Source organism: Arthrobacter pigmenti (assembly GCF_011927905.1).
Lineage (GTDB): Bacteria > Actinomycetota > Actinomycetes > Actinomycetales > Micrococcaceae > Arthrobacter_D > Arthrobacter_D pigmenti.
The window spans coordinates 593392-618307 of sequence record NZ_JAATJL010000001.1; the positions used below are offsets into that span (position 1 = coordinate 593392).

Below are 24916 nucleotides of genomic sequence, written 5' to 3' on the forward strand. Positions count from 1 at the left end.
AAAGCCGTGAAGAGCGGGAGCACAGTGCTCCCGCCCTCCACAGCTTTCAGGTGATCAAAGAGGCGGTCATTCGGCGCCGTAGGTACGAACGTAGTCGAACTCCGCAGTTGCTCCGGACCGGTTCATCGACAAGAGTCCAATGCGGATCTCGCCGGTCGCCGGGAGGGACCAGCTTGAACCCCAGGACCAGGTTTCACCGTCGGTGCTCGATGCCATTCGCACATCGTGCTCCTGGTTCTCCTCATCGAAGTGGTACGCCAGCCGCAGCCAGGTGATGTCAGCCGGCATGGCACCGAACATCGGCCCGTTGGCAACTGCCGTGGGTGGTGTAGTGCCCGGACGCGCTGCCTCCTTGCCGAACTCGGTGACATCGAGGAACGTGTTCGGTACCCGGGCCAGCGGCAGTTTAGTGTGCATCAGCTTCAGGTAACTGTTGTCGTTCTCATACAGGACAATGCCGGCCTGCTGGTTGCCGGTCGTCGGACGGAAATCGACCTTCGTCTCCACGATGAAGTCACCTTCCGGTGCATCCCGCAGCAGGACAGACGCCGAGTTTGTGCCCCCAAACAGGTCCGCGTTCTGCGACGGCCAGCTCAACTGCCCTTCCGCGAGTGTTGCCTGCGAAGCACCGCCGCGCACCCATGACCAGGCCGGGTCAGCCGCTTCCGGTCGGCCTTCTCCGCTGAACTCATCGGAGAACTCCGACAGCAGGCTGCCCACCTCCGGGTCCGGGACCCGCTCGGTGACCGGTTCATACAGGGCTGCCGCCCCCAGATGGTTCCACTGAGCAGCAGTACCGGAGGAAATCGCAGCAACCGACGCCGGTGCCTGCGAACGCTTCGGCAAGTCCAGTTCCACAACACCCAGTGGATCGCCGAGGCCGTCCGCCGAGACCTCGACCGTTGCCTGGTCACCCCGTACTTCGAGGGCAAGAAGGTGCCACTGGGTGTAGTCAAAGTTCTCCGGAAGCGGAGCTGAGGCAACCCGGTCGCCGCCGTGCCCGGAGCTGGTCAACACCAGTTCCGACGCCGCGCGGTCGATTACCGCTTCGATGTCAGTGTTGGCGCCGGGCGAGCGGAGGGCGACGCCCGCGCTTCCACTGGTGCCGCCGTCGTCGTCCCCGCCGGTCAACCGCACATCCGCTTCCACCCGAAGGTCGCCTCGGAGGCGTTCACTGCTCTCCAGCACGGAAGGGGCGGTGGAGCCATTGGTGAGGACGCCGAGTGCGTCCGGCACCTGCTCAACGGACCAGTTGCTACCCGGCTTCTTCCAACCGGCCAGGGAACCATCGTTGAAGTCGGACCCCACCTGCCACTCGGTCACCGGGGCGGTCTCGGGACCCTCCGATGGGCCGGCGCCCGCACGGACCACCGGCCAGCCATCAATCCAGTCCAACCGGTCGATCATCATGGGACGCTTCGAAAGGTTGGTCGGTGCATTCTGCACCACACCGAACTCAGGATCCTCGGTGGGAATGCCGTGGTAGACCATCCAGTCCTGGCCGCTCACATCCGTCTGGATGGCGTTGTGGCCGGGGCCCACCCACCGGTTCCCGTTGGCGCCGAGAACAAAACCGGCCTTGCTCCCAAGCTCCATCAGATCCACCCCGCGGTCGTCCACGAACGGTCCCGTGGGACTCTCGCTGCGGCCAACCTTCACCGTGTAGCCACTGAACGCACCGTCACAACAACCGGCATCCGAGTAGAACAGGTAGTAGTACCCGTCCCGCTGGACCATGAAGCCGCCCTCCATGCGCCGGCCCTGGCCAATCGTGGTGACCTCGCCCACCAGCTCGCTGGCGTCGTCGTTCATCGCTGAGATACAGATGCGGTCATAGCTTCCCCACACCATGTAGTGCGTTCCGTCGGAATCCGTGAACACCGCCTGGTCAATGGCGAAGCTCTGGCAGCCGTTGTTATTGGGCGGAACAATGAAGTTGCGGTCCGTCCACGGGCCCACCGGGGTGTCCGACGTCGCAAGCCCCACGCCGCCGGAGGATAAGCTGTAGGTGAAGTAGTACTGGCCGTCCAGGTACCTAACGTCAGGGGCCCAGGGGCGAACGTTGCGGGGCCACCAGTCGGGCTGGTTCTCCCGCGTATACACATCGCCCACATACTCCCACTGGGTCATGTCCGCCGAGCGAAGGATCGGCAGCACATTCTCCCCGGGCGCACCCTGGCTGTTGAAAATGGGATTGGTGGTGCCATAGGCGTACCAGTACCCGTCCTTACCGCGGATCATGGCGGGATCGGGGAACGTGTCCACCGTGCCCTCCGTCACCGGGTTCGTATAGGTGGAAGCGCTCGCAGGGGCCAGAGGTTCCTTAGCCGGCGCACCTGCCACCGGGCTCATCCATAAACCGCCCGCAACCAGTGCGGTACTGAGTGCTGCTGCTGCCAAACCGGCAGCCTTACGTTGACCGTTCATCTTCTTCTTTCCTCATTGATCGAAGTGACTTAAGGTGCTGCCGGGCGCGGCGGAACGGTGGTCCCGCCGCGCTGGAGCCTAGGCTGAATGCCTCATTCCGGGGGTGGAGAACCCCTTCTGCATCCCGCCAACGGAAGAAGGCACGGGATCCGTAACCGGTTCCTCGCTTCCGTTCTGGTACGAAGCCTCGTCGAGGCCACTGAGAGTCGGGTCATAGCCCACCTCGCCGACGTCATACATCGACGTCATCCAGTGGTAGAACTTGTCGCCGCGCTCGCGGAGCAACCGGTAGAGCCGCGTCATCATCCGGGTCCGAAGCTCTCGCATCTCCGGGTGCTCGTAGATGTTGAGCAACTCATCCGGGTCCACCTGCAGGTCGTAGAGCTCGTTGACGGAGTCCGGGTTGACCACCAGCTTGTACCTGTCAGTACGGAGCATCCGCTGCGGGTAGGGGAAGTGGTGCCCGTGGAACTCGCACACAATGTCCTCCGCCCAATCAGGAGACTCCCCGTGCACCAGCGGCAGCAGGCTGCGCGAGTCAACCGCCTGGTTGCGGTCAATGCCCGCAAGGTCCAGGAAGGTCGCCGTGCAGTCCAGTAGGCTGACAAACTCGGTGCGGACCACACCTTCCGGTGCGCCGGGTACCCGCAGCAGGCCCGGAGTCCGGTAGATGTCCTCATACATCGCGGGGCCCTTGTCATGCAGGCGGTGTGACCCGGTGAATTCGCCGTGGTCACAGCTGAAGAAGACGGACGTCTCATCAACCAGGTCGAGCCGCTTGAGCGCGTCCATGACCCGTCCGATTTGGCCGTCGATGAGCGCAACGTAGCCCCAGTAGACGGCGATCAACTTTCGCGTGGTTTCCAGCGACATGGTGTCAAACGTCCAGTGGGCGCTGTAGTTCTTCTGCACCGGCGGTTTGCCCTGGAAGGTTTCCGAGATGGACTTGGGCAGTTCGATGTCTGCGGGATCGAACATGTCGAAGTACTCATCCGGAACAATGTAGGGCAGGTGCGGGCCGAAGAAGTGGAGTGCGAGGAAGAACGGTTTCTCACCCGTCCGGAGATCGTCCGCGTATCGCTCCAGCATCTCGATGGTGCGGGTGGCGAGGTAGTACTCGAACGTTGCTTCCAGCGGTTGGTGGAGCCGTGCGGCGAGCAGGTTGCCGGGACCCCCGTTCGGCAGGGACCCGCGGATCCTGTCGTCGATGAAGTACGGCGGCAGGTCATTTTCCGCCAGGTACTTCAAGTAGTCCTCGTTCTCGACCGGATTATGCCATCCGGGCAGGTCAGGTCCATCGAAGCCAAAGTCGGCCGCCTTCTTCTCCGTTCCCACATGCCACTTGCCGATCAACCCGGTGTTGTACCCCTTGTCCCGCAGGGCATCGACAAAGGTGAACTGATCGTCCGCCAGATCCTCGATATAGCCGACATTGCGCTCATGGTTGGCGAGCAGCTTGTGGCGGAAGGGAGCCTGGCCGGTAAGGAGGCTGGCACGGGCCGGCGTGCAGATGGCGGTGGGCGTATACCATCGGTCGAACCGCGTTCCCGTGCGCGCCAGCTCATCCAGGACCGGCGTGGTTCCGGCGGGGTTGCCGTAGGCACCAAGCGTGTCCACACGGTGCTGGTCGGTCATGAGGAACAGGATGTTTCTCGGGTTCGTCATTTACTGTCCCGCCCCTGTGAAGAGGTCGCCCGTGTAGTACTCGGAGGGGTCAACCGGTTCTGGGAGCTTCTCAGCACTGATGAAATAGTCATTCATTCCCGACAGCCAGGTGTTGATCGTTCCATCTTCAGTAAGTGAGTCGAGCTCTTCGACCGAAAGGACCTGGACGTTATTGGCGTCGGCTTCAACCTGTGCGGGTTCGAGGCCCAACATCGCCGCTGTTGCTGCGATGGTGTCCTCCATATTGTCTGAGCGGTACTGCATCGCTTCACGCAGAGCTGCAAGTACGCGGTCCACCTTCTCGGGTTCATTCGCCACAACGTCATTGCCTGCTACGAAAGCCGTGGGGAAGGAGACCTGATCCTCGAAGTCGGTATTCTGGGCAAGCTCGACCAGGCCGGGGACCTGCTCCTTCACGGTTGCGAGGGCCGGGTACCAGAAACCGGCACCGTCAACCTGCCCGGAGGCAAGTGCGGAGACGATCGTGGCCGGTTCCATCGGTACCAGCTCGACATCTTCCTTGGTCATTCCGGCACTCTCCAGAGCGAGGGTAAGAATCATGTCGCCGGAAGTTCCTTCCGGCACCGCCACGGTCTTGCCGCGCAGTTCCTCGATCGATTCGATTCCGGGCTGGGCAACGACTCGGTCAGCCTGCCCCAGAGTGTTGATCGCGACCACTTTGGCTTGCCCTGACGCGGGAAGCCACATGGCTCCCGGACCGATGTAGCCGAAGTCCAGATCACCCGTCCCGAGTGCCTGGATCTGCAATGGACCATTAGTGAAGACGCTCTCGGTGACATTCAGGCCGTGCTTCTCCCAGATGCCTTCCTGCTCAGCAACGGCCAGAAGGCTTGTGCCGTTGAAGTCCCCGATGTAACCGAAAGTGACATCGATGGTTTCCTCCCCATTCGAAGCACTTTCAGGTGTGCTACCTCCGCAGCCGGCAAGAGCAAGTGTGGCGGTGACGCCGATGGCTACGGCCCCAATCAGTTTGCGTGCGAGTTTCATGTGTTGCGCTTCCTTCTGGTTAGGCCGTCGTCGACGACTGGGTGCCGGCGGCGGTGCCGGAGTTTTGGTGGTAAACGGAATGCCAAACCCGGTTGCGAAGCTCGCCGAACTTGGGGCTGAGCCGCACATCCTCAGTGCGGGGGTAAGGCAGATCGACGTCGATGATGTCGAAGATCCGCCCTGGCCGGGCGGCCATCACAATCACGCGGTTGGCCAGGAAGACTGCCTCATCGACGTCGTGAGTGATGAACATGACGGTGCGCTTCTCCTGGCTCCAGGTGTCCAGGAGTTGCTCCTGCAGCTTCACCCGGGTCAGTGCGTCAAGGGCGCCGAAGGGCTCATCCATCAGAAGGATCGAGGGATCGACGGCGTAGGCACGCGCAATCGCGCAGCGCTGCTTCATGCCTCCGGAGAGCATCTTCGGGAGGGCATCGGCGAATTGTTCCAGGCCCACCATCTGGATGAAGTGCTGTGCACGCTTGCGCCGCTCCGCCGCCGGAACACGGGCAGTTTTTAGGCCAAACTCAACGTTCTGCCGGACCGTCAGCCACGGAAACAACGCGTACTGCTGGAAGATCACCCCGCGATCCGGTCCTGGACCCGAAACCGCCCGCCCGTCGACGATCGCTTCTCCTGACGTACAGGTCTCAAGGCCGGCAAGAATGTTCATCAGGGTGCTTTTGCCGCAACCCGACGGCCCCACCACGGTGATGAACTCGTTGTCCGCGATGTCGAGGGAAACCCTGTCCAACGCTACAAATTCCTCGGACTTGAGCGAGAACGTCTTCGTGACGCTCCGTACAGAGATCTTGGCGTCGACGATGCCGGAATCGCCGTTCTGGGGAATTGTCATCGTCATCGTCGTTCCTGCCATCCGGTGAGTTTGGATTCGGCGAGCAGTAGCAGCCGGTCCATAATCAGACCGAGCACGCCGATGGTCACGATCCCGACGAAGATGGTCGCTAGATCGTAGAAAAGCTGTGCGTTTTGCATCCGGTATCCCAGTCCCTGCTGTGCTGCGAGGAGCTCTGCTGCCACCAGGGTCGCCCAGGCCGAACCCAGCCCCACCCGCATGCCCACGAGGATGAACGGGGTCGACGCCGGTACAACCACCCGCACGAAGATCGCACCGTCCTTCGCACCCAGTACTCTTGCCGCGTTGATCAGGGTGCGGTCAACGCTGACCACGCCCTGATAGGTGGAGATGACGCAAGCCAGAAACGCTGCCAGGAAGATCACGAAGACCTTGGGCAGTTCACCGATTCCCATGAGCACCAATACCAGCGGGAGCAGCGCAAGCGGAGGGATGGTGCGGAAGAACTGGATCCACGGTTCAAACAGTCCCCGGGCAACCGAGTACCAACCCATCAGGAACCCCACTGGAACTGCTGCAGCGGATCCAATCAGGAAGCCCGCCAGCACTCGACCGAGACTTGCGAGGATGTCCTCCTGGAGTACGCCCTGTTGGGTGAGCTGAACCGCTTTCGCAACAACTTCCGGAGGAGTGGGGAACTGGAACCCATTCAGCGCAAGGATCCACCAGATTCCGATTCCCGCCACGATGGAAACGGCGTTGAGGATCAGCGGGTTGAGACGGCGGCGCCTGGCCGGCCGGGTACCGGCTCGTTGCGAGGACGGGGTAGTCACGTCATTGACTACAGTCATGTGGCACACCCCGTCACGCTTGATGGAATGAGGATCACGAAATGCTCCTAATTGTTTGGATTGTTGTGCGGATGGATGCCTTGGCGTGTACCGCCGTGCCGTAGTCAGCGAGCAGCGAGGAACGGTTGAGTAGGGTGGCGACTCCGCCGAGGGCTCCTGCCATGTCCGTGAGCTCGGCCGCGCGCAGCACAGGCATGGCTTCGGCAACCGATGAAAGCTCATATCTGAGTGAGCGGCGGGCGTATTCCACCAGCACTGGCGCGGCCTGCGTGATTTCTCCTCCTATCACCACAATTGAGGGGTTGAGCGTCATTGCGGCTGAGCCGAGCACGCGCCCGACGGCGGCCCCCGCCTCATGCAGGACGGCATCCACCGTTGGATGGCCACGGTCAACAGCGGCCCGGAGGTCTTCGAGGCTGTCCAGCCTTGCGCCGCGCGCTCGGCAGATGGCGAGGATCGCGGTCACTGATGCCACCGTTTCGAGGCAGCCGAGTTTGCCGCACCGGCAACGGTCACCCTCTGGCACCGCGGTGACATGGCCAAGCTCGCCCGCCAGGCCGGCGGACCCACCGATGAGTCGGCCCCCAATGACCAGCCCACCGCCGACACCGTCGGAAAGACGAACGTAGATGAGGTCCTGTACAGCTTCCGAAGCGGTGCCGAGGGCTTCGGCGAGCGCCGCAAATCGTGTGTTGTTGTCCACGATCGCAGGTGCACCGAAACGTTCTTTGAAGGCCTTGTCGATGCCGCGGGAGGGTTCGTGGTTACCCCAGCCTTCCCGGAGGCTGACCAGCGGAACAGTTGTGTAAGGGCCAGGGACGCCGATCGCAATTCCCTGCAGCGCCCCGAAGTGAATCCCCGAGCCGGCGGCTTCGCGTTCAATCAGTTCGAATGCGCAGGCCAGCCGGGTGTCCCAGCCATCGATGTCGGAATAATGGTGCGAGCCCGAGGCGATGATCTCGTGGGCGGCGTCGGCGATCACGATCTGCACTCTGCGGTGTCCGAAGTCCACGCCGAGGTACTGGCTCGACGCTGGGTCCAGTGCCAATCGCTCGGCCGGCCGTCCGCTGCCTGCACGAACCGAGGCATCAGTATCGACGATGCTCAGGGCGCCACGGGCGAGGAGACTCGATGTGATCTCAGAAAGGGTGGTCCTTGACAGGCCAAGGGCCTGGGCAAGGTCGGCCCTGCTCATGGCCCCGCGTTCCCGAAGGACGGCGAGGAGACGGTCTTCATGGGCCGGTCGGATGAGTGTTTGCACTCCAGTGGGCTTTGACACTCCGCAACCATAAGTAGCCCCGAATTTTTCCGTCAATGTTCCGACAGAATTAATTTCAATATTGTTCAGGTCGGTTCAGAATGGCCTCGCTCGATGTGGAGCAGTATTTCCGGTCCCAGTTTGAGAACCTTTTAGTCGGTCATTGAGTGTCAAAAAAGACGCGGCTAGCGTTCTGTTTCCGTGCGAGGCGAAGGAGTCTCGTGGACAAGGGAGGATAGACCGATGGCAACCGGTAGTGAGAGATTTCAGGTAGACCGACGTTCGCTTCTGATGGGTGCGGCGGGTGTCGCGGGTGCGGGCATAGTGGCATGGGGGCAACCCGCTTCTGCAGCCGAACTGAAGTCGGGAACAAAGACGTCCCGGCGGTACCCTTCGAACTGGCCCGACCCGGAACCATACGGCACGGCGGATATCCGACCGGACCTCTGGCCCCGAGAGGATAATTCGTTCATCCTTCCGCTGGAGCTTCGTCCCCGTGATGAGGAACTGGGGCGCGTGTGGATGCGGGATACCTACGTAAATATGTTCGTCGTAAACGGGCGTCCCATCTACGTGGCTACCGGTACTACCCGCGTACCGGGGCTGAACGCGGCAGGGCCCTGGAATGATGGGATCTTCGTGTGGCTGGCTCCGTCGCTCCACGGTCCGTGGAGACTGGTCGACACCACAGGCATCCGACCCGACGCTGAGAAGGGCAAAGTGTGGTCGCCCGAGTTCGTGGACGAGAACCGGCCTGGCAGAACGGTGGTGGCACAGTGGCAGGAGTACTGGACCGATTCACGGTTCGGCAAGCGGGGCCAGGCTTGGGCGCCGGAGGTTCATTACTTCGGCGGCAAGTGGTACATCCTTTCATGCATGGGTGACCACTCGCGCAAGGTCGGCTCCTTCATGCTAGTCAGCGAGGGAGGTCTTGAGGGACCATACCGCCTGATCGAGGGCAACATCGAGAAGCCGTTTGGCGATCCGTTCATCGGTGGTCCTGCATTTATCGAGCGCGGTGCATACCACCATATTGATGGAAGCTTGTACACGGAAGGTGACGACGCTTGGCTGGTGCTGCACAACGACCTCTACGCGAAGTTCCGCGATGACATGGAAGACATCGTGCCAGCGACGAACCTGGCCAGGTTCGAGCAGGTGCCCTATTCTCCAGAGCCATATCTGGAGGGCGCGTACATCTTCAAATTCGAGGAGAAGTACTACCTCATCCATGCGGTATGGGACAGGGCCTCGACCACTTCCGACGGCGGTACGCGCCATGCGTACGACCCACCGGGCACCGGCCGCGTTCAGTACCAGTATGATGCCATCGTCGCCGTTTCAGATCACTTCGAGGGACCCTATTCGGAGCGGTGGACGGCCGGTGTGGGAGCAGGCCACAATAACTTCTTCGTGGATCGCAGTGGCAAGGCCTATGCGACGTTCTTCCGCAATCCGAATGCCGGATACTGGTCGGACCCATCCCGTATAGGCGACGCCGCTGTAGCGGGCGTGGTGCGCCTTGAATGGACCGGTCCTGAAGGTAACCGCCTCTACGTCGAACGGCGCAATAAGGGGCGTTCGATCACCGGGTAACACCGGTAACGTCGGTGTCGCCAGGGCGGAAGGTGATGGAGTCCTTCCGTCCTGGCTGTACATCGTCGGCTTCGACGTCCTGCTGATAAAGTCAATGGCAAGTATGCCGTCCCGCCATTGCTGTATGTAGCGCGGGTTAGCGGCCCAGCAGGGCGTCCCCGCTTCGAAGCACCCTACCGCCGGTATTTGGGCTCCGGGCTTGCCGCCCGAGATAGAGATCGGATCCCATGACCAGGACAACACGTCACCACTCCTCAGCACGAGCAGGGCACACCCCTCCGCGGCTGGACAAAGGTGCCATGCGCATTGTTGCGCTTGGCGGGCTCGAGGAAATCGGCCGCAACATGACCGTGTTCGAGTACGCGGGCAAGCTACTCATCGTCGACTGCGGCGTTCTCTTCCCCGAAGAGCACCACCCGGGCGTGGACCTCATCCTCCCCGACTTCTCCTACCTACGGGACAGGCTGGACGACGTCGTCGGGCTGGTATTGACCCACGGCCACGAAGACCACATCGGCGCCGTTCCATACCTACTCCGCGAACGCGCTGACATCCCCGTGATCTCCGCGAAGCTCACCCTCGCCTTCATCAAGACCAAACTGCAGGAACACCGCATCACCGCCAAGACCGTACAGGTCAAGGAAGGCGACCGGAAGAAGTTCGGGCCGTTCGACCTCGAGTTCCTCGCCGTCAACCACTCCATCCCCGACGGGCTCGCCGTCGCCATCCGCACTCCGGCCGGGCTTGTCCTTGCCACCGGTGACTTCAAGATGGACCAGTTCCCCCTCGACGGCCGCATCACGGACCTTGCCGGATTCGCCCGGCTCGGCGAGGAAGGCGTGGACCTGTTCCTGCCCGACTCCACCAACGCCGACGTCCCCGGCTTCCAGATCTCCGAGCAGGACCTCGCGCCGGCCATCGACGAGGTGTTCCGCACCGCCCCGCGCCGCATCATCGTCTCGAGCTTCGCCAGCCACATCCACCGCATCCAGCAGGTCATCGACGCCGCCCACCTGTACCACCGGAAGGTGGCCTTCGTGGGCCGCTCCATGGTGCGGAACATGAAGACCGCCCGCGAACTCGGCTACCTGAAGGTGCCCCGCGGACTGCTGGTGGACTTCAAGGAACTCGACAAGATGGATCCGAAGAAGGCCGTCATCATCTGCACCGGCTCACAGGGCGAGCCGATGGCAGCGCTGGCGCGCATGGCCAGCCAGGATCACATGATTGACCTCACCCAGGGCGACACCGTGCTGCTGGCCAGCTCCCTCATTCCCGGCAATGAGACCTCCATCTACCGGCTCATTAACGACCTCACCAAGCTCGGCGCAAACGTGGTGCACAAGGGCAACGCGAAGGTCCACGTCTCCGGCCACGCCAGCGCCGGCGAACTGGTCTACTGCTACAACCTCGTCCGCCCCCGCAACGTCATGCCCGTTCACGGCGAACACCGCCACCTCAAGGCGAACGCCGAACTCGCGGTCAGGACCGGCGTGGACCCGAAGAGGGCCCTCGTGGTCGAGGACGGCACCACGATCGATCTGAAGGACGGCGTTGCCCGCGTCTCGGGAAAGGTCACCGCGGATTACGTGTACGTCGAGAACATGGTGGCCGGCGCTGCGACCGAGGAGTCGCTGCAGGACCGCATCCGCCTCGCCGAAGACGGCGCCATGACCGTTCTCGCCATCGTGGACCCGGACACCGGCAAACTCGAGGAGAATCCCGAGTTCTTCCCCGTGGGCTTTGCTCCGACGACCGCCGAACTTGAGAAGGCCACCGGCATCGTGGAGAAGACACTCGCCGGACTCAAGCGTGAAAAGACCGGGCCGGACGCGGAGAAGGCTATCGCTGATGACCTGATCCGTTGGTCGGACAGGTCACTGCGGCGCAAGCCCGTTGTCACCGTCATTATCGTGGACGCGTAAGGATTCTGAGGGATTTGATCCCTCAGTGAGGCTGGCCGCAAGAAGTAGTATGGGGCATGGCAATCGCTAAGGTCACGAGTCAGGGAAGAGTCACCATTCCTCTGGAAATTCGGCAGCAGCTCGCGCTCGAGACCGGGTCAAAGGTCGAGTTCGAGCTGGCAGGTACAGGCGCTGCCGTGATGAAGCCAGTTCGTTCGTCGTTGAAGTCTCGTCAAGGCGTCTTCCGCGAATCTCGGCGGAAGCCGATTTCCCTAAAAGAGCTGGAGGAAGCGATAGCGGCGGAGGCTGGAAGTGGCATGCCGGAGAAGCCGTTATCCGACGCCTCCACATGATCGGTGTCGATACCAACGTATTGGTTCGCTATCTCGTTGAGGATGATCCCCCGCAGTCCACTGCGGCAGCTGAATTGTTCGAGACGTTCTCGGCGGAGATTCCCGGATACCTCAGCCTGATTGTTCTCGTGGAAACTTTCTGGGTACTCCGACGTGCGTACAAAGTCGGCCATTCCGAAATTGCGAGTGCCCCCGGTAGCCCTTGCGTCGTCCGAAGAAATCGTGGTGGAACAGTCCGATCTCGTCCGACAGGCGGCCCGCCAAGCTGCCGAGGGCTACGATTTCGCCGACGCGCTGATATCCCTCGGTGCGAAAGAGCGGGGTTGCGAGTACACCGCCACCTTCGACGCCCGCGCCGTGCAGGGAAGAGGCTGATCAGCTGAACCTACTCGCCTCCGCCGCCATCCGGTGCGTCCGCGTCGATGGAGCCCGCGTCCTCGGACAGGCACCAATGGCGGTGTCATCCTCTTCGTAAAACATGTAGAGTGGTCATCCATACAGGTCAGACCACCTGATAAGCCTACCTCAGTATGTGATGTCAGTGTATCGACCTTCGGAGATTCTGACGACGATGTCTGGAGGATGCATGAAGAAGTTTATGAACCAGCCCGCCACAGTGGTGGACGACTATTTGCGCGGACTTGCTGGAGCGCACCGTTCCATCGTTGAGTGGGATTCCGAAAACCGGGTGCTTCAGCGTCGGGACGGCCCCTCAAAAGCGAAGGTGGGCCTCGTGGGAGGCGGAGGGTCGGGCTGTGAACCAACCCATACCGGTTTTGTAGGCTACGGAATGCTCGACGCCGCTGCCCCCGGTCAAATATTCACCTCACCCGGTCCAAACCAGATTGTCGCCGCGACGCGAAGGGCAAATCAGGGCAAAGGGGTGCTGCACGTCATCAAGAACTTCACGGGTGAGGTGATGAACTTCGGAATGGCCGAAGAGATCCTTTACTTCGAAGACATTGATGTGGCGCAGGTGATCGTCAATGATGACGTCTCCATTCCTGACGATGGCGAAACCGCCGGTAGGAGAGGGCTCGGCGCCACCGTATTCGTCGAGAAGATCGCCGGTGCAGCCGCCGAACAGGGGTACGACCTGGCTTCCGTTAAGGCGCTGGCGGAGCGCGTTATCGCCCGATCCGGAACGTTCAGTGTTGGGTTGTCGTCCTGCACCTCTCCGGCAAGGGGGAAGCCGGTCTACGAACTGGGGGATGCTGAGATGGACCTCGGGATTGGAATCAGCGGCGAACCCGGACGCGAGCGGGTACCTCTCGGGACGGCCCAAGAGACAGCCGACATCATGGCCAACGAGGTCCTTTCGGATCTCGCACCGCCGCAGGGTGCGGAGCTGCTCATGTTGGTGAATGGCATGGGTGGAACGCCACACCAGGAGCTGTATCTGCTTGCCGGGGAGCTCGCGGAGGCCGCGATTTCCCGCGGTTTCTCCGTTGAGCGCCAATTGGTGGGCAGCTTTGTCACTTCTCTTGACCAGGCTGGGGCAGCGGTGACCTTCCTTCAGCTTGATGACGAACTGAAGCGTCTTTGGGATGCACCTGTAGAAACTGTTGCGCTGCGATGGGGGAGATGATGGACATGACTGTGGAATACGGAGAAATCACGCGGGCAGACCTCGACCGCTGGATTCGGGAATTCGCCCGTCGAATCATCAGCGAGCACGAGTCCCTGAGCGACCTCGACGCGGCAAGCGGCGATGCCGACCACGGGTCCAACATGGAGCGTGGCATGACCTCGCTCCTGGAAGCGCTGGGCAACTGGGACCCCGGCCAGTTGCCTGGAACCTTCCTCAAAGAAGTGGGTCTGCATGTTGTCGAATCGGTGGGCGGTTCCAGTGGTGCACTCTATGGAACAATCTTCCTTCGGCTCGCGCGCGTTGTAGGGGATGCGCCCGCGGTTAATCAGCGTCTAATGGTCGAAGCCTTCGAGGCTGCTGCCCAAGGCATTGTGGATAGGGGGAAGGTCAAACGGGGGGACAAGACCATGTTCGATGCCCTGTCGCCTGCAGTTGAAGCATTGCGTAGTGAGCTGACTGGAGATCGTCAGTCGTGGAATGCGGCATTCCGTGCGGCAGCGACTGCAGCTGAGGGGGGCCGCGATGCGACTGCGGATATGGTGGCACGTCGCGGAAAATCCAGCTATGCCCGCCTGAAGTCACGAGGCGTGATTGATCCTGGTGCGGCGTCCGCCGCGATGCTGGTATGTGCTGCTGCGGCCACCCTGGGTGCTGACCGCGACCGATCCTCGCGGAGTGAGCAAGTCCTGAGGATGTCTTAGGTGAGCTCCGACATGGGTGCGTAGGAGTGGGTTCGGCCGTGAGGATGCCCTGTGGATGCCTTGACAGCACACTGAAAATGCGGAAGAGTTCAGACCACCTGATAACCCGGTGATTGTCCCACGACGTGCGGACGCAGAGGCCGGACGCACTCAGCACATTCTTGACACAACAAAAGCTAGAGAAAGGTACGGACCAATGAGCTTGAACGGATCACGCATTGCACTGTTGATTGAAGATGAATACCAAATCCTTGAAGGGTGGTATCCGTTGCTCCGCCTCCAGGAGGCCGGCGCGGAGGTCAAAGTAATTGGCAGTGGGACAAAGAATAGTTACACCAGCAAAGAGGGCTACCCCATGGAGGTTGATGCGGCAGCAGCCGATGTCAGCGCCAGCGACTTTGACGCAGTGGTGGTTCCCGGAGGGTTTGCGCCGGACAACATGCGTCTCCACCCGGAGATGATCAGCCTGGTTCGCGATATCAACCAGTCCGGCAAGCTGGTCAGCGCTATCTGCCACGGTGGATGGGTACTCGTCTCCGCCGGAGTTCTGAACGGCAAGAGGGCCACCGGTTACCTGCCCATTAAGGATGACGTCCAGAATGCCGGCGGCACCTGGGTTGATGAATCAGTGGTCGAGGACGGCAACGTAATCACTTCTCGAACTCCGGTGGATCTTCCCAACTTCACCCGGGCCATCATCGCGTACCTCTCCAAGAGCAACGCAGAATCCTCCGGCGGCCAGACCCGCAGCAACGCAACGGATCTCAGCGGGGATCCGGCTGGTGCGGAGTACGAGGTTGGCGCCAAGGTATCTTCCTAACCGCCCATAGCGGTTGAACCTTTGACCAGTGCCGGATCGGACGGAGAGCGGTCCGGCACTGGTCCAAGATAGGCAATCCCATCGAATGATGACGGAATCTATCAAAACCACAGCGTCGGCGTTATCGGCACGCCGGCGTCGCATTCCAAAAAGGAGAATTCAGTGGCTACAAAGAAGAAGCCTGATGCAGTCGACGCGGTGATCGTGGGACTGGGTGCTAATGGAGGCACGGCGGCGAAGGTCTTGAGCGAGGCCGGCCTGAAGGTCGTGGGATTCGACCGGGGACCATGGCTCCGCGCTCATGAGCACTTTTCGGGTGACGAGCTGAAGTTCGTCAACCGCAATTACATGTGGCCGGATCCGGCCCTGTTTCCCCGTACCCTCCGATATTCGGAGGATGAGGAAGCCCAGCGCTTTGCCTTTTCTCCCCTCCCCCAAATGGTAGGTGGAGGAACCAACCACTGGGCAGGCTGGGTACCCAGGCCTCGCGAGTCGGACTTCATGCTGCGTTCCCTCCATGGCGACGTCGATGGCATGTCCCTTGCCGACTGGCCGTTCCGCTACGAGCACCTCGAGCCGTACCTAACCAAGGTGGAGTGGGCCTTCGGAGTTTCGGGCATCGCGGGCGCCGACAAGTATGAACCGTACCGTTCCAAAGGATACCCAAGTCCGCCGCTGCGGCCAACCCGCTATGGCAAGCGGTTTTACGACGCCTGCAACAAGATGGGCATCAATGCGTTCCCGATCCCGCACGCCATGGTCACCAACAACCACAACGGCCGTGATCCATTCAACAAGACCAGTTTCTGGAACCAGTATGGCGATCCCTCTGGGGCCCGTTCCAACATCCTGACCACGTTCATCCCGGAAGCTGTCGCAACCGGCAACTTTGAAGTCCGCGCCGAGAGCTTCGTCAGCCGGGTCAAGATGGGCAAAAACGGGAAGGCTTCCGGTGTGGTGTACACCGATCCCGAAGGCAATGAGGTGGAACAGGACGCCAAGGTTGTCATTCTCGCTCTCGGCGCCATCGAATCGGCACGGTTGCTATTGCTCTCGCGCACTCCGGACCACCCGGACGGCCTTGCCAACTCATCAGGCCTGGTGGGCAAGAACGCCACCTTCCATGAGTACTTGTTCGCGGTGGGACTTTTCGATAATGAGATCGACGAGCCACTCAACGGCTTCGCCGGAAACTACATCTCCGGCGGCTCCCTCGAGTTCTACGAAACGGACGAGAATCGCGGCCACCTCGGAGGGTGCATTATCTCGGCATCCCAGACATGTCATCCGATCAACTGGGTGTTCCCGGGAAGGCCAACTTGGGGCGAAGCCCTGAAGGATGCGGACCGGAACTACTACAACTACGCGATGAAAATCGGCTTGATTCTGCATGATATGCCGGTTGAATCCAACCGCGTGGACCTTGACCCAACCGTCAAGGACGCGTGGGGACTGCCCGTTGCCCGGATCACCCACAAGCCGCATGCCAACGACATTGCGATGGGCAAGTGGCAGGTGGACAAAAACGCGGAGATCCTCGAGGCCGCCGGGGCACGCAAGACCGTCCCGGTTTACCTGGACAAAATGACCGGCAACACCTGCCACCAACACGGAACCGCCCGTATGGGCTTCGATGCTGCCAAGAGTGTGCTGAATGAGTGGGGACAGGCGCACGACGTCGAAAACCTCTTCGTGGTGGACGGCTCCGGCTTCCCGACCTCAACCGGTGTAAACCCGACGCTGACGATGATGGCCAACGCGTGGCGCTGCTCGGATTACATTGCGAATACGTACTCCAAGGGCCGCGTTGAGCGCCTCAAACCGCTGGTCGCATCCTAAGGAAAGGGAAAGGGACATGACTCTTAAATCAGATTGGGAGATTGCTGGCGAACCGGTGGATCCAGACTCGACCGAACGATTGTTCTTCACTCAACACGAGTGGGACACGGTTGAAGCGGCCACCGCAAGGATAATGCCCACCGATCACGATCCGGGCGCTAGGGAGGCTCGCGTGGTGGTGTTCATTGACCGCTACGTGTCAGGGATCGATTACGTGTTTGCCGCGGCGGACGGATCGGGCTTCCTCAAAATGTCGGGCAGGGCGGCTGATGCGTGGCGTGGACGGCAGTTCAGGATGCAGGCACTGTACCGCAGGGGAGTCACGGAGCTTGACGCTCTCGCGCGGGAAGTTGGTGGGAAGTCCTTCGTGGATCTCACTGACGATCAGCAGGATGAGGTGTTTATCCGGATGTCCGGGGCACCGAAGCCCGCCAAGGTCACCCACGGCACCAAGGAACCCGTTACCACCTTCCTGCAGGGCAGCTTCGACGAGGACCTGCCCTTCTTTGAGACGCTTTGCCTCCATACCAGGCAGGGCTTCTACAGCGATCCCGTCTATGGGGGAAACAAGGACCAGATGGGATGGAAGGTCATTGGCTTCCCTGGCCCGAAGTCCCTCAAAGACACCATGGATGGCACGTACGACACCACAGAGTACTTTCACCAGGACGATTACGACTGGTATGACCTCATTCCGCATCTGAGGGTCTCAATGCCCCGTGCGGAGTAACTGAAACACCCAGGGTTGGGCCGGTTCTTCACTTGAAGAACCGGCCCAACCCGCTAAAGCAACTATTTCGTGAAAGGACAGTGAGCGTGAAAATCACAGAGGTGAAGGCTTTCCCGGTGGGGGTGCCGCTTGATGAGCCACTCCGCTGGGGGGCCATGGAAGTCGGAGTCAAAGGCGGCATCCTCGTACAGGTCAAGACAGATGAAGGAACCGACGGAATCGGCGAGGCGGGATTTTCCGCGGAGTACTTCCCGACGGTGGGCCCCATCATAAATCAGCAGCTTGGGCCAATGCTGGTGGGACGCGATCCCATGGATATTGGCGCAATTTGGCAGGACATGCTGGAGGCTACACACATGTGGGGCCGTCGCGGAATCGAAACCTATGCTCTGAGTGGTATCGACATAGCCCTCTGGGACCTCCTCGGTAAGGTGAGCAACCAGCCCGTCTACCGCCTGCTTGGTGCCTCCAAATCAAGGGTAAAGGCATATTACGCGCCGTCTCTCAAGCCAACTGATGAGATCGTCGATGAGGCCATCGCCGCCGTCGAACTGGGATTCTGCGCCATGAAGCTGCGCAACGGTCCGAGCATCCGCAACGGTGTCGACATGGTCGCCAGGGTCCGAGAGGCGGTTGGTCCGGATATCGACATAATGGTGGATGCAAACATGGCATTCGACCGCCGTGAGGCCCTCACACTTGCCAAGGAACTCGAGCAACTGGACGTGCTTTGGCTGGAGGAACCCATCTTGGCGCGCAGCCTGACCCAGTATGTGGACGACCATTCATGGTTGGCGGACCGCGTTTCACTCAAACTCGCTGGCGGTGAATCACTGCTCACGCGCTTTGAGTATCTGGACCTGTTGAGTAAGCGGGTTTTCGATGTGCTCCAGCCGGATTGCACGAGCGTAGGCGGAATCTCAGAGTGCAAGCGGGTTGCCGACATGGCCAGCTCCTGGAATCTGTGGTGCGTGCCCCATATCGCCTGCAGTTCCGGCACCGGCGTAGCGCTCGCTGCTGGCCTGCACATGATTCTCAGTTGTGAGAATGCCCCGATGATCGAGTTCGATGCGTACGGCGGGCCCGGGTGGGACGGACTTTTGAACCAACCGCTCACCGCAACCGGAGGTTATGTGGAAGCGCGCGAGGTTCCGGGGCTGGGCATTGAGTTCCAGGACGGCGCCCTCGACAAGTACACGTTGACCGGAGCGCGGTTCGAATAAGCTGGCCTCAACCCCATAAAGGAAGTCCTCTGGCCAGACGGCCAGGGGACTTTCCTTATGTAGGCCAGCAAGGACATTTGCTTGGAGAACGACTTCGACGTACAGCCGGCCCGGTGTGCTCGCAACTTCTTCAGCGGTGGCGAGCGAGAGGCACGGAAAGAGGGAGGGACAGGATTGCTCCCATCCCTCCCTCAGAGGAATGCCGCTCTTAGTAGGTCCTGGGTGGGGACATAACTCCGTTGATGTACGCCTCATACGCGTCCACGTTGTCCTTGGTCACCAGATGGGTGGTGATGTTGGAAATCTTGGGTACGTTGTTGCCGAGCACTATGGACTGGAAGGCCACGTCGATCATACGCCGTCCGTTATCTACGGAATTGACGTCAACCGATGCGGTCAGTTTCCCATTCCGGATTGAGTCCATGCCGGAGAGCAGGCCGTCGGCACCTACAATCACGATGCCCTCGGTGCCGTCCCATTGCTTCAATCCTGCGGCGTCAACAGCCTGCGAGGCGCCAAGGGCCATGTCCTCATTTTCCCCGTAGATCGCGTCGATGTCGGGGAAGCGGGTGAGCAGGTCCTGCGCGGCCGAGAGGCCTTGGGCACGCAAGTAGCCGCCGTCGGCGGTTCCCACCACTTCAATGCCAGGGTTTTCCGCAAGTGCCTTGTCAATGCCGATCAGCCGAGAGCGGCGCCAGTCGGAGCCGGCCGGCCCGAGGATCTGGATAACGCGTCCGGTTCCACCGAGTGTGTCGGCGATGAATTTGAAGGCAGGGTAGCCCGACTGCCAACGGTTGTCGTACCCGATGTTTGAAACGGCTTGGAGTTCCTCCTCGGGGTAGAGCTCCACGGGCTGATTGAACTGGAAAATAGAGGTGCCGGCCGCCTGCGCGTCCTGATACACGCCTTGCATTGTGGCAAAATTGGCGCCCGTGCAAATGAAGACAACGTCAAGGCCGCGGGTGGCCCAACTTTGGACAGTGCTGATCTGCTGCTCCACTGCATTGAAGTTGCCGGTGGGTGAGGACTTTTCCCACCTCCACTTCACGCCGTACAGGTCCTCCAGCTCCGACATGCGGATAAAGGCGGAGTTTTCCATTTGCGTGTAGTACTCCGACAGCACCGGCGGTGTAAAGCCGACCTGCAGCTCCCGCCCGTTGACAAGGGCGCGGATGGCTTCGGTGTATTCAGGTGTTCCCTCCTGTCCACCTCCGGACACCGCGCCGTTTCCGCCATTCGCGGATTGACCTGGAGGGGTGGTGCACGCGCTGAGCAGGCCGATTGAACCGAGCAGCGCGCCGGCGCCCAGCATCTGCCTGCGGGTGGAGCCGGATTGGGTGTTCTCTTCCTGGGGGTTGCTTCCCATGTGACTTTCTCCTTTGAAATTCGAGGTGCGGATTGACGGTGTTAGGTGGTGCTTTGAACCGATGAAACGGGTTGTTCGCGCGGCGCACGTTCGAGCGCCGCATTATTCTGTCTTTGTTTGAAGATGCTGGTAAGGCGGTCAAGCAGCACAGCTAGCAAAAGGATGATTCCGGTGACAAACTGCTGCCATACAGAGCTGACGCCGATGATGTTCATGGCGTTGCTGGTAAGGGTGATTGTGAGCGCGCCTAGGACGGCGCCGATCATGCGCCCTCGTCCGCCGGTGAGGGCGGCCCCGCCGATAATGGCGGCGGTGATGGCGAGGATTTCGTAACCGTTGCCCATTGTGGGTGCAACGTTGGTGGCTCGCCCAGCAAGGATGACGCCGGCAATGCCCGCGAAACCGCCGCTGACCAGATAGGCGTAGGTTTTGACGCGGTTGACGGGTATGCCGGAGAGGCGGGCGGCTTCGGGGCTTCCACCCGTGGCGTAGAGGTGGCGTCCCAGCACAGATTTGCGGAGCACCAGGGAGATGACAATGCAGAACACCGCAGCCACCACAATGGGTACTCCCACAAAGTCCCACAGTTTCTCCTGGCCGCCCACCAACGCGTACTCCGGTGTCATGTACCGGGTGAAGGGTGTGCCTTCGGTCCAGAGGAATAGGACACCGCGGGCTACGCCCATCATGGCCAGGGTGGCCACGAAATCGGGCAGGCCCAGCTTGGTGATCATGAGGGCGTTCAGGAGCCCGCAGAAGACTCCGCAGCCTATCCCGGCCAGCAGCGACAGTGGGAAGATCAGCCCCTGAGTAATCAGGAACGCGCAGACGCCGGCAGAAAGGCCCATGACCGATCCCACGGAGAGGTCGATACCCCTGACTATCAGCACGATGGTCATACCGAGCGTCAACAGGAGCACGAACACCATCTGGTTGGCGATGTTGTCGAAGTTTCCGGGGCTAATGAACGACGGTGCAGTCACCGCCATCGCGACAATAAAGATGACCAGGAGAGCGGCCACGCCGGATCCGGGCTTCACAAAGAATCCCTCGAGGCGCCGGGGGATGGACGAAACTGTTGAAGTGGACATGTCATACCTCGCTGCGGGTGGGAACGGGGGAGCCTGACGGCGTGCTCGCGGGTCGAGTGAAGCGCGACTGCAGAAGCCGTTGGGCGCCTCGGTCGAACGCTACGGCCGCAACAATCGCGGCTCCTGTGACAATGGAGAACCAGAGCGGATCAACGCCAATGAGCTGAAGTCCCCTGCTGAGGACGGAAAGGAAGAAGGCTCCGACGGCGGCGCGCCAGATGCTGCCACGACCGCCGCTCAGCGCCACTCCGCCAACCACGCAGGCGGCGATTGCCTGTAGTTCGTACCCCGATCCAAGCCCCGGCTGCACGGAATTGAGGTGCGAGGCCAGCAGTACTCCAGCGAGTCCGCCAACTACTCCCGAGATGACGAATACATAGAACTTGATGCTTCGAACGCCCACGCCGGCGAGGTATGCGGCGTTTGAGTTCACGCCCGCCGCGTAGATGGATCGGCCAAACGGAGTCTTGACGAGCACAAGCTCCAAGAGGAGCAGCGCAGCGGCGGTGATTACCACGCCCATGGGTATGCCGAAAATCGAGGCATCCGTCAGCAGCGGGAACGCAGGGTCGCTGGTGCCGGTTAACTGTGTGCTCGCGGTGAACACCTGCAGCAGCCCTGCGCCAAGACTCAGTGTGGCGAGGGTGACAATGAAGTCACTTAGACCCACGCGGGCAATGAAATACCCATTGACGACGCCGAAAGCCAGTCCGGTGCCTATGCCCGCCAGGGCGGCGATAACTACGGGCGCGCCGTTCATGGACGTAAAGAGCGCAACGGCGGCGCTGAGGCCGATGTTCGAGCCCACGGATAGGTCAAAACCTCCGCTGATGATCACGTAGGTCATTCCCGCAGCCAGCATGACAATGAAGAGTGATTCCACCAGCGTGTTGTGAATGTTGTCGGGGGTCAGAAAGAACGGTGACACCACGGTGAAGTAGACACACATGATCAGGAAGGCGATCAGCACTGCCACCCCGTCGATTGAAAGCGCAGCGATTAGGCGCTTGAGATTGTTCATGCTGCCGCTCCTCCTCGGGTGGCGAGTGAGATAATGTGCTCTCCAAGTTCACTGGTTTCAGACGCCGCCTCGTCGCGGCCCGTTCCCTCCAAATGACCCACAATGGACCCCTCTCGCATGACTGCGACGCGGTCCGAGACCCGGATCAATTCAGGTAGGTCGGAGCTGATGACAATGGCCGCACCGCCCTGATCTACAAACTCATAGATGAGCCGGTACACCTCGGCTTTGGCGCCGACATCAATCCCCTGAGTGGGCTCATCGAAGATGATGAGGTCCGGCTGGGTGAAGAGACACCGGGCAATGACCACCTTCTGCTGGTTGCCGCCGCTCAAATTGCGGATCTTCTCGTGGACGGAACTGGTCTTGATACCCAGGTCTGCGACATACTCCTTTGCTGTGGTCGTTTCGCGGCGTCCGTTCAGGAGCAGCCCGGCGGACGCTGTCCGGTGGAGGTCGGAAATGGTGATGTTCCGCTTGATTGAGAAGTCGTCCAGGATGGCGTGGGTTTTGCGCTCTTCGGGCACGTAGGCGATCCCGTGTGCCCGCGCATCCTTGGGTGAGCGGATGGAGACCGCATTCGATTTGATGAGGATCTTTCCCGAGTCGAGGCGATCTGCGCCAAGAATCACCCGGGCGGTTTCGGTGCGGCCAGCTCCGGCAATGCCGGCCAGCCCCAGGATCTCACCGCGGTTGACGTGAAGGCTGATGTCGTGGAGCAACGGTTGGCGGGAGACCGATACGAGTCGAATGACCTCCTCCTCAGCGCCCCTGAACCTGCGCCCACGCTGGGATCTGCCGGCGTCGTCGTCGTTGGATGCTGAAAGAACGTTGCGGCCCACCATCATGCGCACCAACGAATCCGCTGATTCCGTTGCAGGATCCGCATTGGCGACCAGCTTTCCGTCGCGGAACACGGTGACAGTGTCCGCGAGACCGAACAGCTCGTCCAGCCGATGCGTGACCCACAGCAGTGAGATGCCGCGCTGGCGGAGTTGGCGCATATAGGAGAACAGTGTGCCGCGCTCGTGGTCGGCTAAGCCGGAGGTGGGCTCATCGAGAATCAGCACCTGGGTGTTGAAGGTGAGCGCCTTAAGGATCTGGACCACGTGCTGCTTCAACGCGCCCAAGGCCTCGACGGGAACGCCCAAATCCCGATCCGACAACCCGAACTCGTGAGCCAGGTCCAGAACCCGCTTACGCATACCCTTCTCGTTCAGCACGCCCGCGAACCTGCTCTTTCCAGAGATCATTTCGCGACCCAGGAAGATGTTCTCGATGCCGTTGAGATTGGGGGCCAGCGACTGTTCCTGGTGGACGGTTGCAATCCCCAACTCCTGTGACCTGCGCGGCGAGGTGATCCTCGCGGCAGTTCCCCCGACCGTGATGGTGCCCTCGGTGGGGGCGACCGTACCGGAGAGGATGTTGATCAGGGTGGATTTTCCGGCACCGTTTTCGCCAAGTAGGGCATGAATTTCACCTGGCCGGAGGTCTATGTCGATGCCGGAAAGGGCGACAACCCCTGGATAAATCTTCGTTACGCCGCGCACCGAAATTACGGGCTCCTTCGCCTGCGATAGTTCGGTTGTTTCCGCGTATCCGTTGTGCATTACCGCCACCTCATTGTGTACGTCACGTGGTCATTGGCATCTCACCCGATAAGCAGGTGGTCTGATGAGTTATAGCCCAAATTGCCTGTTTTGCTAAGACAAGCTGGCACCGGAATCGTGCCGTCATTGCGTGGTAGGTGCCCCGCCTCGCGTGGCGAGGCGGGGCCGGTTCTCCCGGAACCGGGGGAGGGGGTTATGCGCCGATCAGGTCGAGGTACTCGTGGCTGGTCCGCACATCGCCGTGGTTGGCCTGTATCTGGCGAAGAGCCTCCCAGTGCTGGCCGTAGCCTGGAGGATCATCCAATCCGGAGGGAATTGCCGCCGTAGTGTCGGCAAGCACGATGATTTTGTAATCCATGTTGGCGCCGTCTATAGCCGTGGCGAGCTGGCAGTTGCCTGTCGAAAGCCCGGCAACCACAAGAGTGTCCCGTCCTGCCCTGCGCATCAGTTCATTGAGGGCGGTGTTGTAGAAAGATGAAAAACGATGCTTACGGAATACAACTTCATCCTCTGCCGGCACTAAATCATCAACGAGCTCATCCCCGCCGTTCCCCCAGCTTCCCGGCCAATCAGCGAGCTGGCCTTCGATACCCCACTTCGTGTCAGCGAAGCCAGCGTCCTTTCCATCCCCTCGAAGTCCCCACAGGGACCACACCACGGGAATTCCCTTGGCACGACTGGCCTCCAGGACATTCTTTACGGGTTCTACAACATCCTTACCCTCTGGGGCTCCACCCACACTGGGAATATACATTGCTCCACCTGGCTCCGCGCAAGCCTTTTGCATGTCGAGAACAAGCAACATCGTCTTGTCTGGATCAATCTTTGGGGCCACGAACCGTGACCGGTCAATGACCTTATCGATGTTCTCGTAGGTGTAGTCGAGTGAAGACATCTATCCTCCTTGATATAAGTGCTGGCAACCTGGTCATTTACCCTGCTGTCCAAGCCCCGTCCGAACTGGAAGCGAATCCCTTGGGGAGGTGCAGGTTCCTGATTCATAATCAGGTGATCTGGTGGTCTGAACACTACCGACTTGATGTGAGAT

At 60.8% G+C, this 24916-nt stretch carries 21 protein-coding genes; 10 read left to right on the forward strand and 11 right to left on the reverse strand.

What is annotated here, in order from left to right; all coding sequences use genetic code 11:
- Nucleotides 1–66 precede the first annotated feature (66 nt).
- The 6 genes from BJ994_RS02875 to BJ994_RS02900 all read right to left on the reverse strand — a co-directional run bounded on the left by BJ994_RS02875 (nucleotide 67) and on the right by BJ994_RS02900 (nucleotide 8044).
- Nucleotides 67–2427 carry a glycoside hydrolase family 43 protein gene (locus BJ994_RS02875; RefSeq protein ID WP_209066550.1) on the reverse strand — a complete coding sequence of 787 codons (2361 nt, stop codon included), beginning with the start codon at nucleotides 2425–2427 and terminating at the stop codon, nucleotides 67–69.
- 78 nt (nucleotides 2428–2505) lie between these two features.
- Nucleotides 2506–4092 carry a sulfatase family protein gene (locus BJ994_RS02880; protein ID WP_167991284.1) on the reverse strand — a complete coding sequence of 529 codons (1587 nt, stop codon included), beginning with the start codon at nucleotides 4090–4092 and terminating at the stop codon, nucleotides 2506–2508.
- A complete protein-coding gene (locus BJ994_RS02885; protein WP_167991287.1) occupies nucleotides 4093–5100 on the reverse strand; it encodes an aliphatic sulfonate ABC transporter substrate-binding protein in 1008 nt (335 codons plus the stop codon).
- Between the two features lie 19 nt (nucleotides 5101–5119).
- Nucleotides 5120–5953, reverse strand: coding sequence for an ABC transporter ATP-binding protein (locus tag BJ994_RS02890; protein WP_167991289.1), 834 nt, complete (start codon nucleotides 5951–5953; stop codon nucleotides 5120–5122).
- A 2-nt stretch (nucleotides 5954–5955) separates the two neighbouring features.
- The gene (locus BJ994_RS02895; RefSeq protein WP_167991291.1) at nucleotides 5956–6765 is read right to left on the reverse strand and encodes an ABC transporter permease; all 810 of its coding nucleotides are present in this window, start codon (nucleotides 6763–6765) and stop codon (nucleotides 5956–5958) included.
- A 34-nt stretch (nucleotides 6766–6799) separates the two neighbouring features.
- On the reverse strand, nucleotides 6800–8044 hold the full coding sequence (locus tag BJ994_RS02900; protein WP_209066552.1) for an ROK family protein: 1245 nt from the start codon (nucleotides 8042–8044) through the stop codon (nucleotides 6800–6802).
- Nucleotides 8045–8266: 222 nt separating this feature from the next.
- Here BJ994_RS02900 and BJ994_RS02905 point away from each other — a divergent pair, with 222 nt between their 5' ends.
- From BJ994_RS02905 to BJ994_RS02950, 10 genes are all read left to right on the forward strand, one after another.
- Nucleotides 8267–9619 carry a family 43 glycosylhydrolase gene (locus BJ994_RS02905; protein WP_167991294.1) on the forward strand — a complete coding sequence of 451 codons (1353 nt, stop codon included), beginning with the start codon at nucleotides 8267–8269 and terminating at the stop codon, nucleotides 9617–9619.
- A 227-nt stretch (nucleotides 9620–9846) separates the two neighbouring features.
- Nucleotides 9847–11544, forward strand: coding sequence for a ribonuclease J (locus BJ994_RS02910; protein WP_167991297.1), 1698 nt, complete (start codon nucleotides 9847–9849; stop codon nucleotides 11542–11544).
- 56 nt (nucleotides 11545–11600) lie between these two features.
- Nucleotides 11601–11876 carry an AbrB/MazE/SpoVT family DNA-binding domain-containing protein gene (locus BJ994_RS02915; protein WP_167991299.1) on the forward strand — a complete coding sequence of 92 codons (276 nt, stop codon included), beginning with the start codon at nucleotides 11601–11603 and terminating at the stop codon, nucleotides 11874–11876.
- A gap of 225 nt (nucleotides 11877–12101) precedes the next feature.
- Nucleotides 12102–12251, forward strand: coding sequence for a PIN domain-containing protein (locus tag BJ994_RS17970; protein WP_209066554.1), 150 nt, complete (start codon nucleotides 12102–12104; stop codon nucleotides 12249–12251).
- 211 nt (nucleotides 12252–12462) lie between these two features.
- Nucleotides 12463–13464, forward strand: coding sequence for a dihydroxyacetone kinase subunit DhaK (locus BJ994_RS02925; protein WP_167991301.1), 1002 nt, complete (start codon nucleotides 12463–12465; stop codon nucleotides 13462–13464).
- A gap of 5 nt (nucleotides 13465–13469) precedes the next feature.
- Entirely contained in the window at nucleotides 13470–14168 is a 699-nt protein-coding gene (gene dhaL, locus BJ994_RS02930; protein ID WP_167991304.1) for a dihydroxyacetone kinase subunit DhaL, read from the forward strand.
- Between the two features lie 196 nt (nucleotides 14169–14364).
- Nucleotides 14365–14988, forward strand: a complete 624-nt coding sequence (locus tag BJ994_RS02935) for a type 1 glutamine amidotransferase domain-containing protein (RefSeq protein ID WP_167991307.1) — start codon at nucleotides 14365–14367, stop codon at nucleotides 14986–14988.
- Between the two features lie 162 nt (nucleotides 14989–15150).
- Nucleotides 15151–16827, forward strand: a complete 1677-nt coding sequence (locus BJ994_RS18390) for a GMC oxidoreductase (protein ID WP_167991309.1) — start codon at nucleotides 15151–15153, stop codon at nucleotides 16825–16827.
- Nucleotides 16828–16843: 16 nt separating this feature from the next.
- Nucleotides 16844–17557, forward strand: a complete 714-nt coding sequence (locus BJ994_RS02945) for a gluconate 2-dehydrogenase subunit 3 family protein (protein ID WP_167991311.1) — start codon at nucleotides 16844–16846, stop codon at nucleotides 17555–17557.
- Nucleotides 17558–17643: 86 nt separating this feature from the next.
- Nucleotides 17644–18780, forward strand: coding sequence for an enolase C-terminal domain-like protein (locus tag BJ994_RS02950; RefSeq protein ID WP_167991313.1), 1137 nt, complete (start codon nucleotides 17644–17646; stop codon nucleotides 18778–18780).
- 208 nt (nucleotides 18781–18988) lie between these two features.
- Here BJ994_RS02950 and BJ994_RS02955 read toward each other — a convergent pair whose 3' ends face one another.
- From BJ994_RS02955 to BJ994_RS02975, 5 genes are all read right to left on the reverse strand, one after another.
- Complete coding sequence (locus tag BJ994_RS02955) at nucleotides 18989–20146, reverse strand: sugar ABC transporter substrate-binding protein (protein WP_167991316.1); 1158 nt, start codon at nucleotides 20144–20146, stop codon at nucleotides 18989–18991.
- A 41-nt stretch (nucleotides 20147–20187) separates the two neighbouring features.
- Entirely contained in the window at nucleotides 20188–21237 is a 1050-nt protein-coding gene (locus tag BJ994_RS02960; RefSeq protein ID WP_167991318.1) for an ABC transporter permease, read from the reverse strand.
- 1 nt (nucleotide 21238) lies between these two features.
- Nucleotides 21239–22258 (reverse strand): ABC transporter permease, encoded by a 1020-nt coding sequence (locus tag BJ994_RS02965; protein WP_167991320.1) that lies wholly within the window; start codon nucleotides 22256–22258, stop codon nucleotides 21239–21241.
- The gene (locus tag BJ994_RS02970) at nucleotides 22255–23868 is read right to left on the reverse strand and encodes a sugar ABC transporter ATP-binding protein (protein ID WP_167991323.1); all 1614 of its coding nucleotides are present in this window, start codon (nucleotides 23866–23868) and stop codon (nucleotides 22255–22257) included. The genes BJ994_RS02965 and BJ994_RS02970 overlap by 4 nt, the downstream gene beginning before the upstream one ends.
- Nucleotides 23869–24061: 193 nt before the next feature.
- A complete protein-coding gene (locus BJ994_RS02975; protein ID WP_167991326.1) occupies nucleotides 24062–24763 on the reverse strand; it encodes a cysteine hydrolase family protein in 702 nt (233 codons plus the stop codon).
- Nucleotides 24764–24916 lie beyond the last annotated feature (153 nt).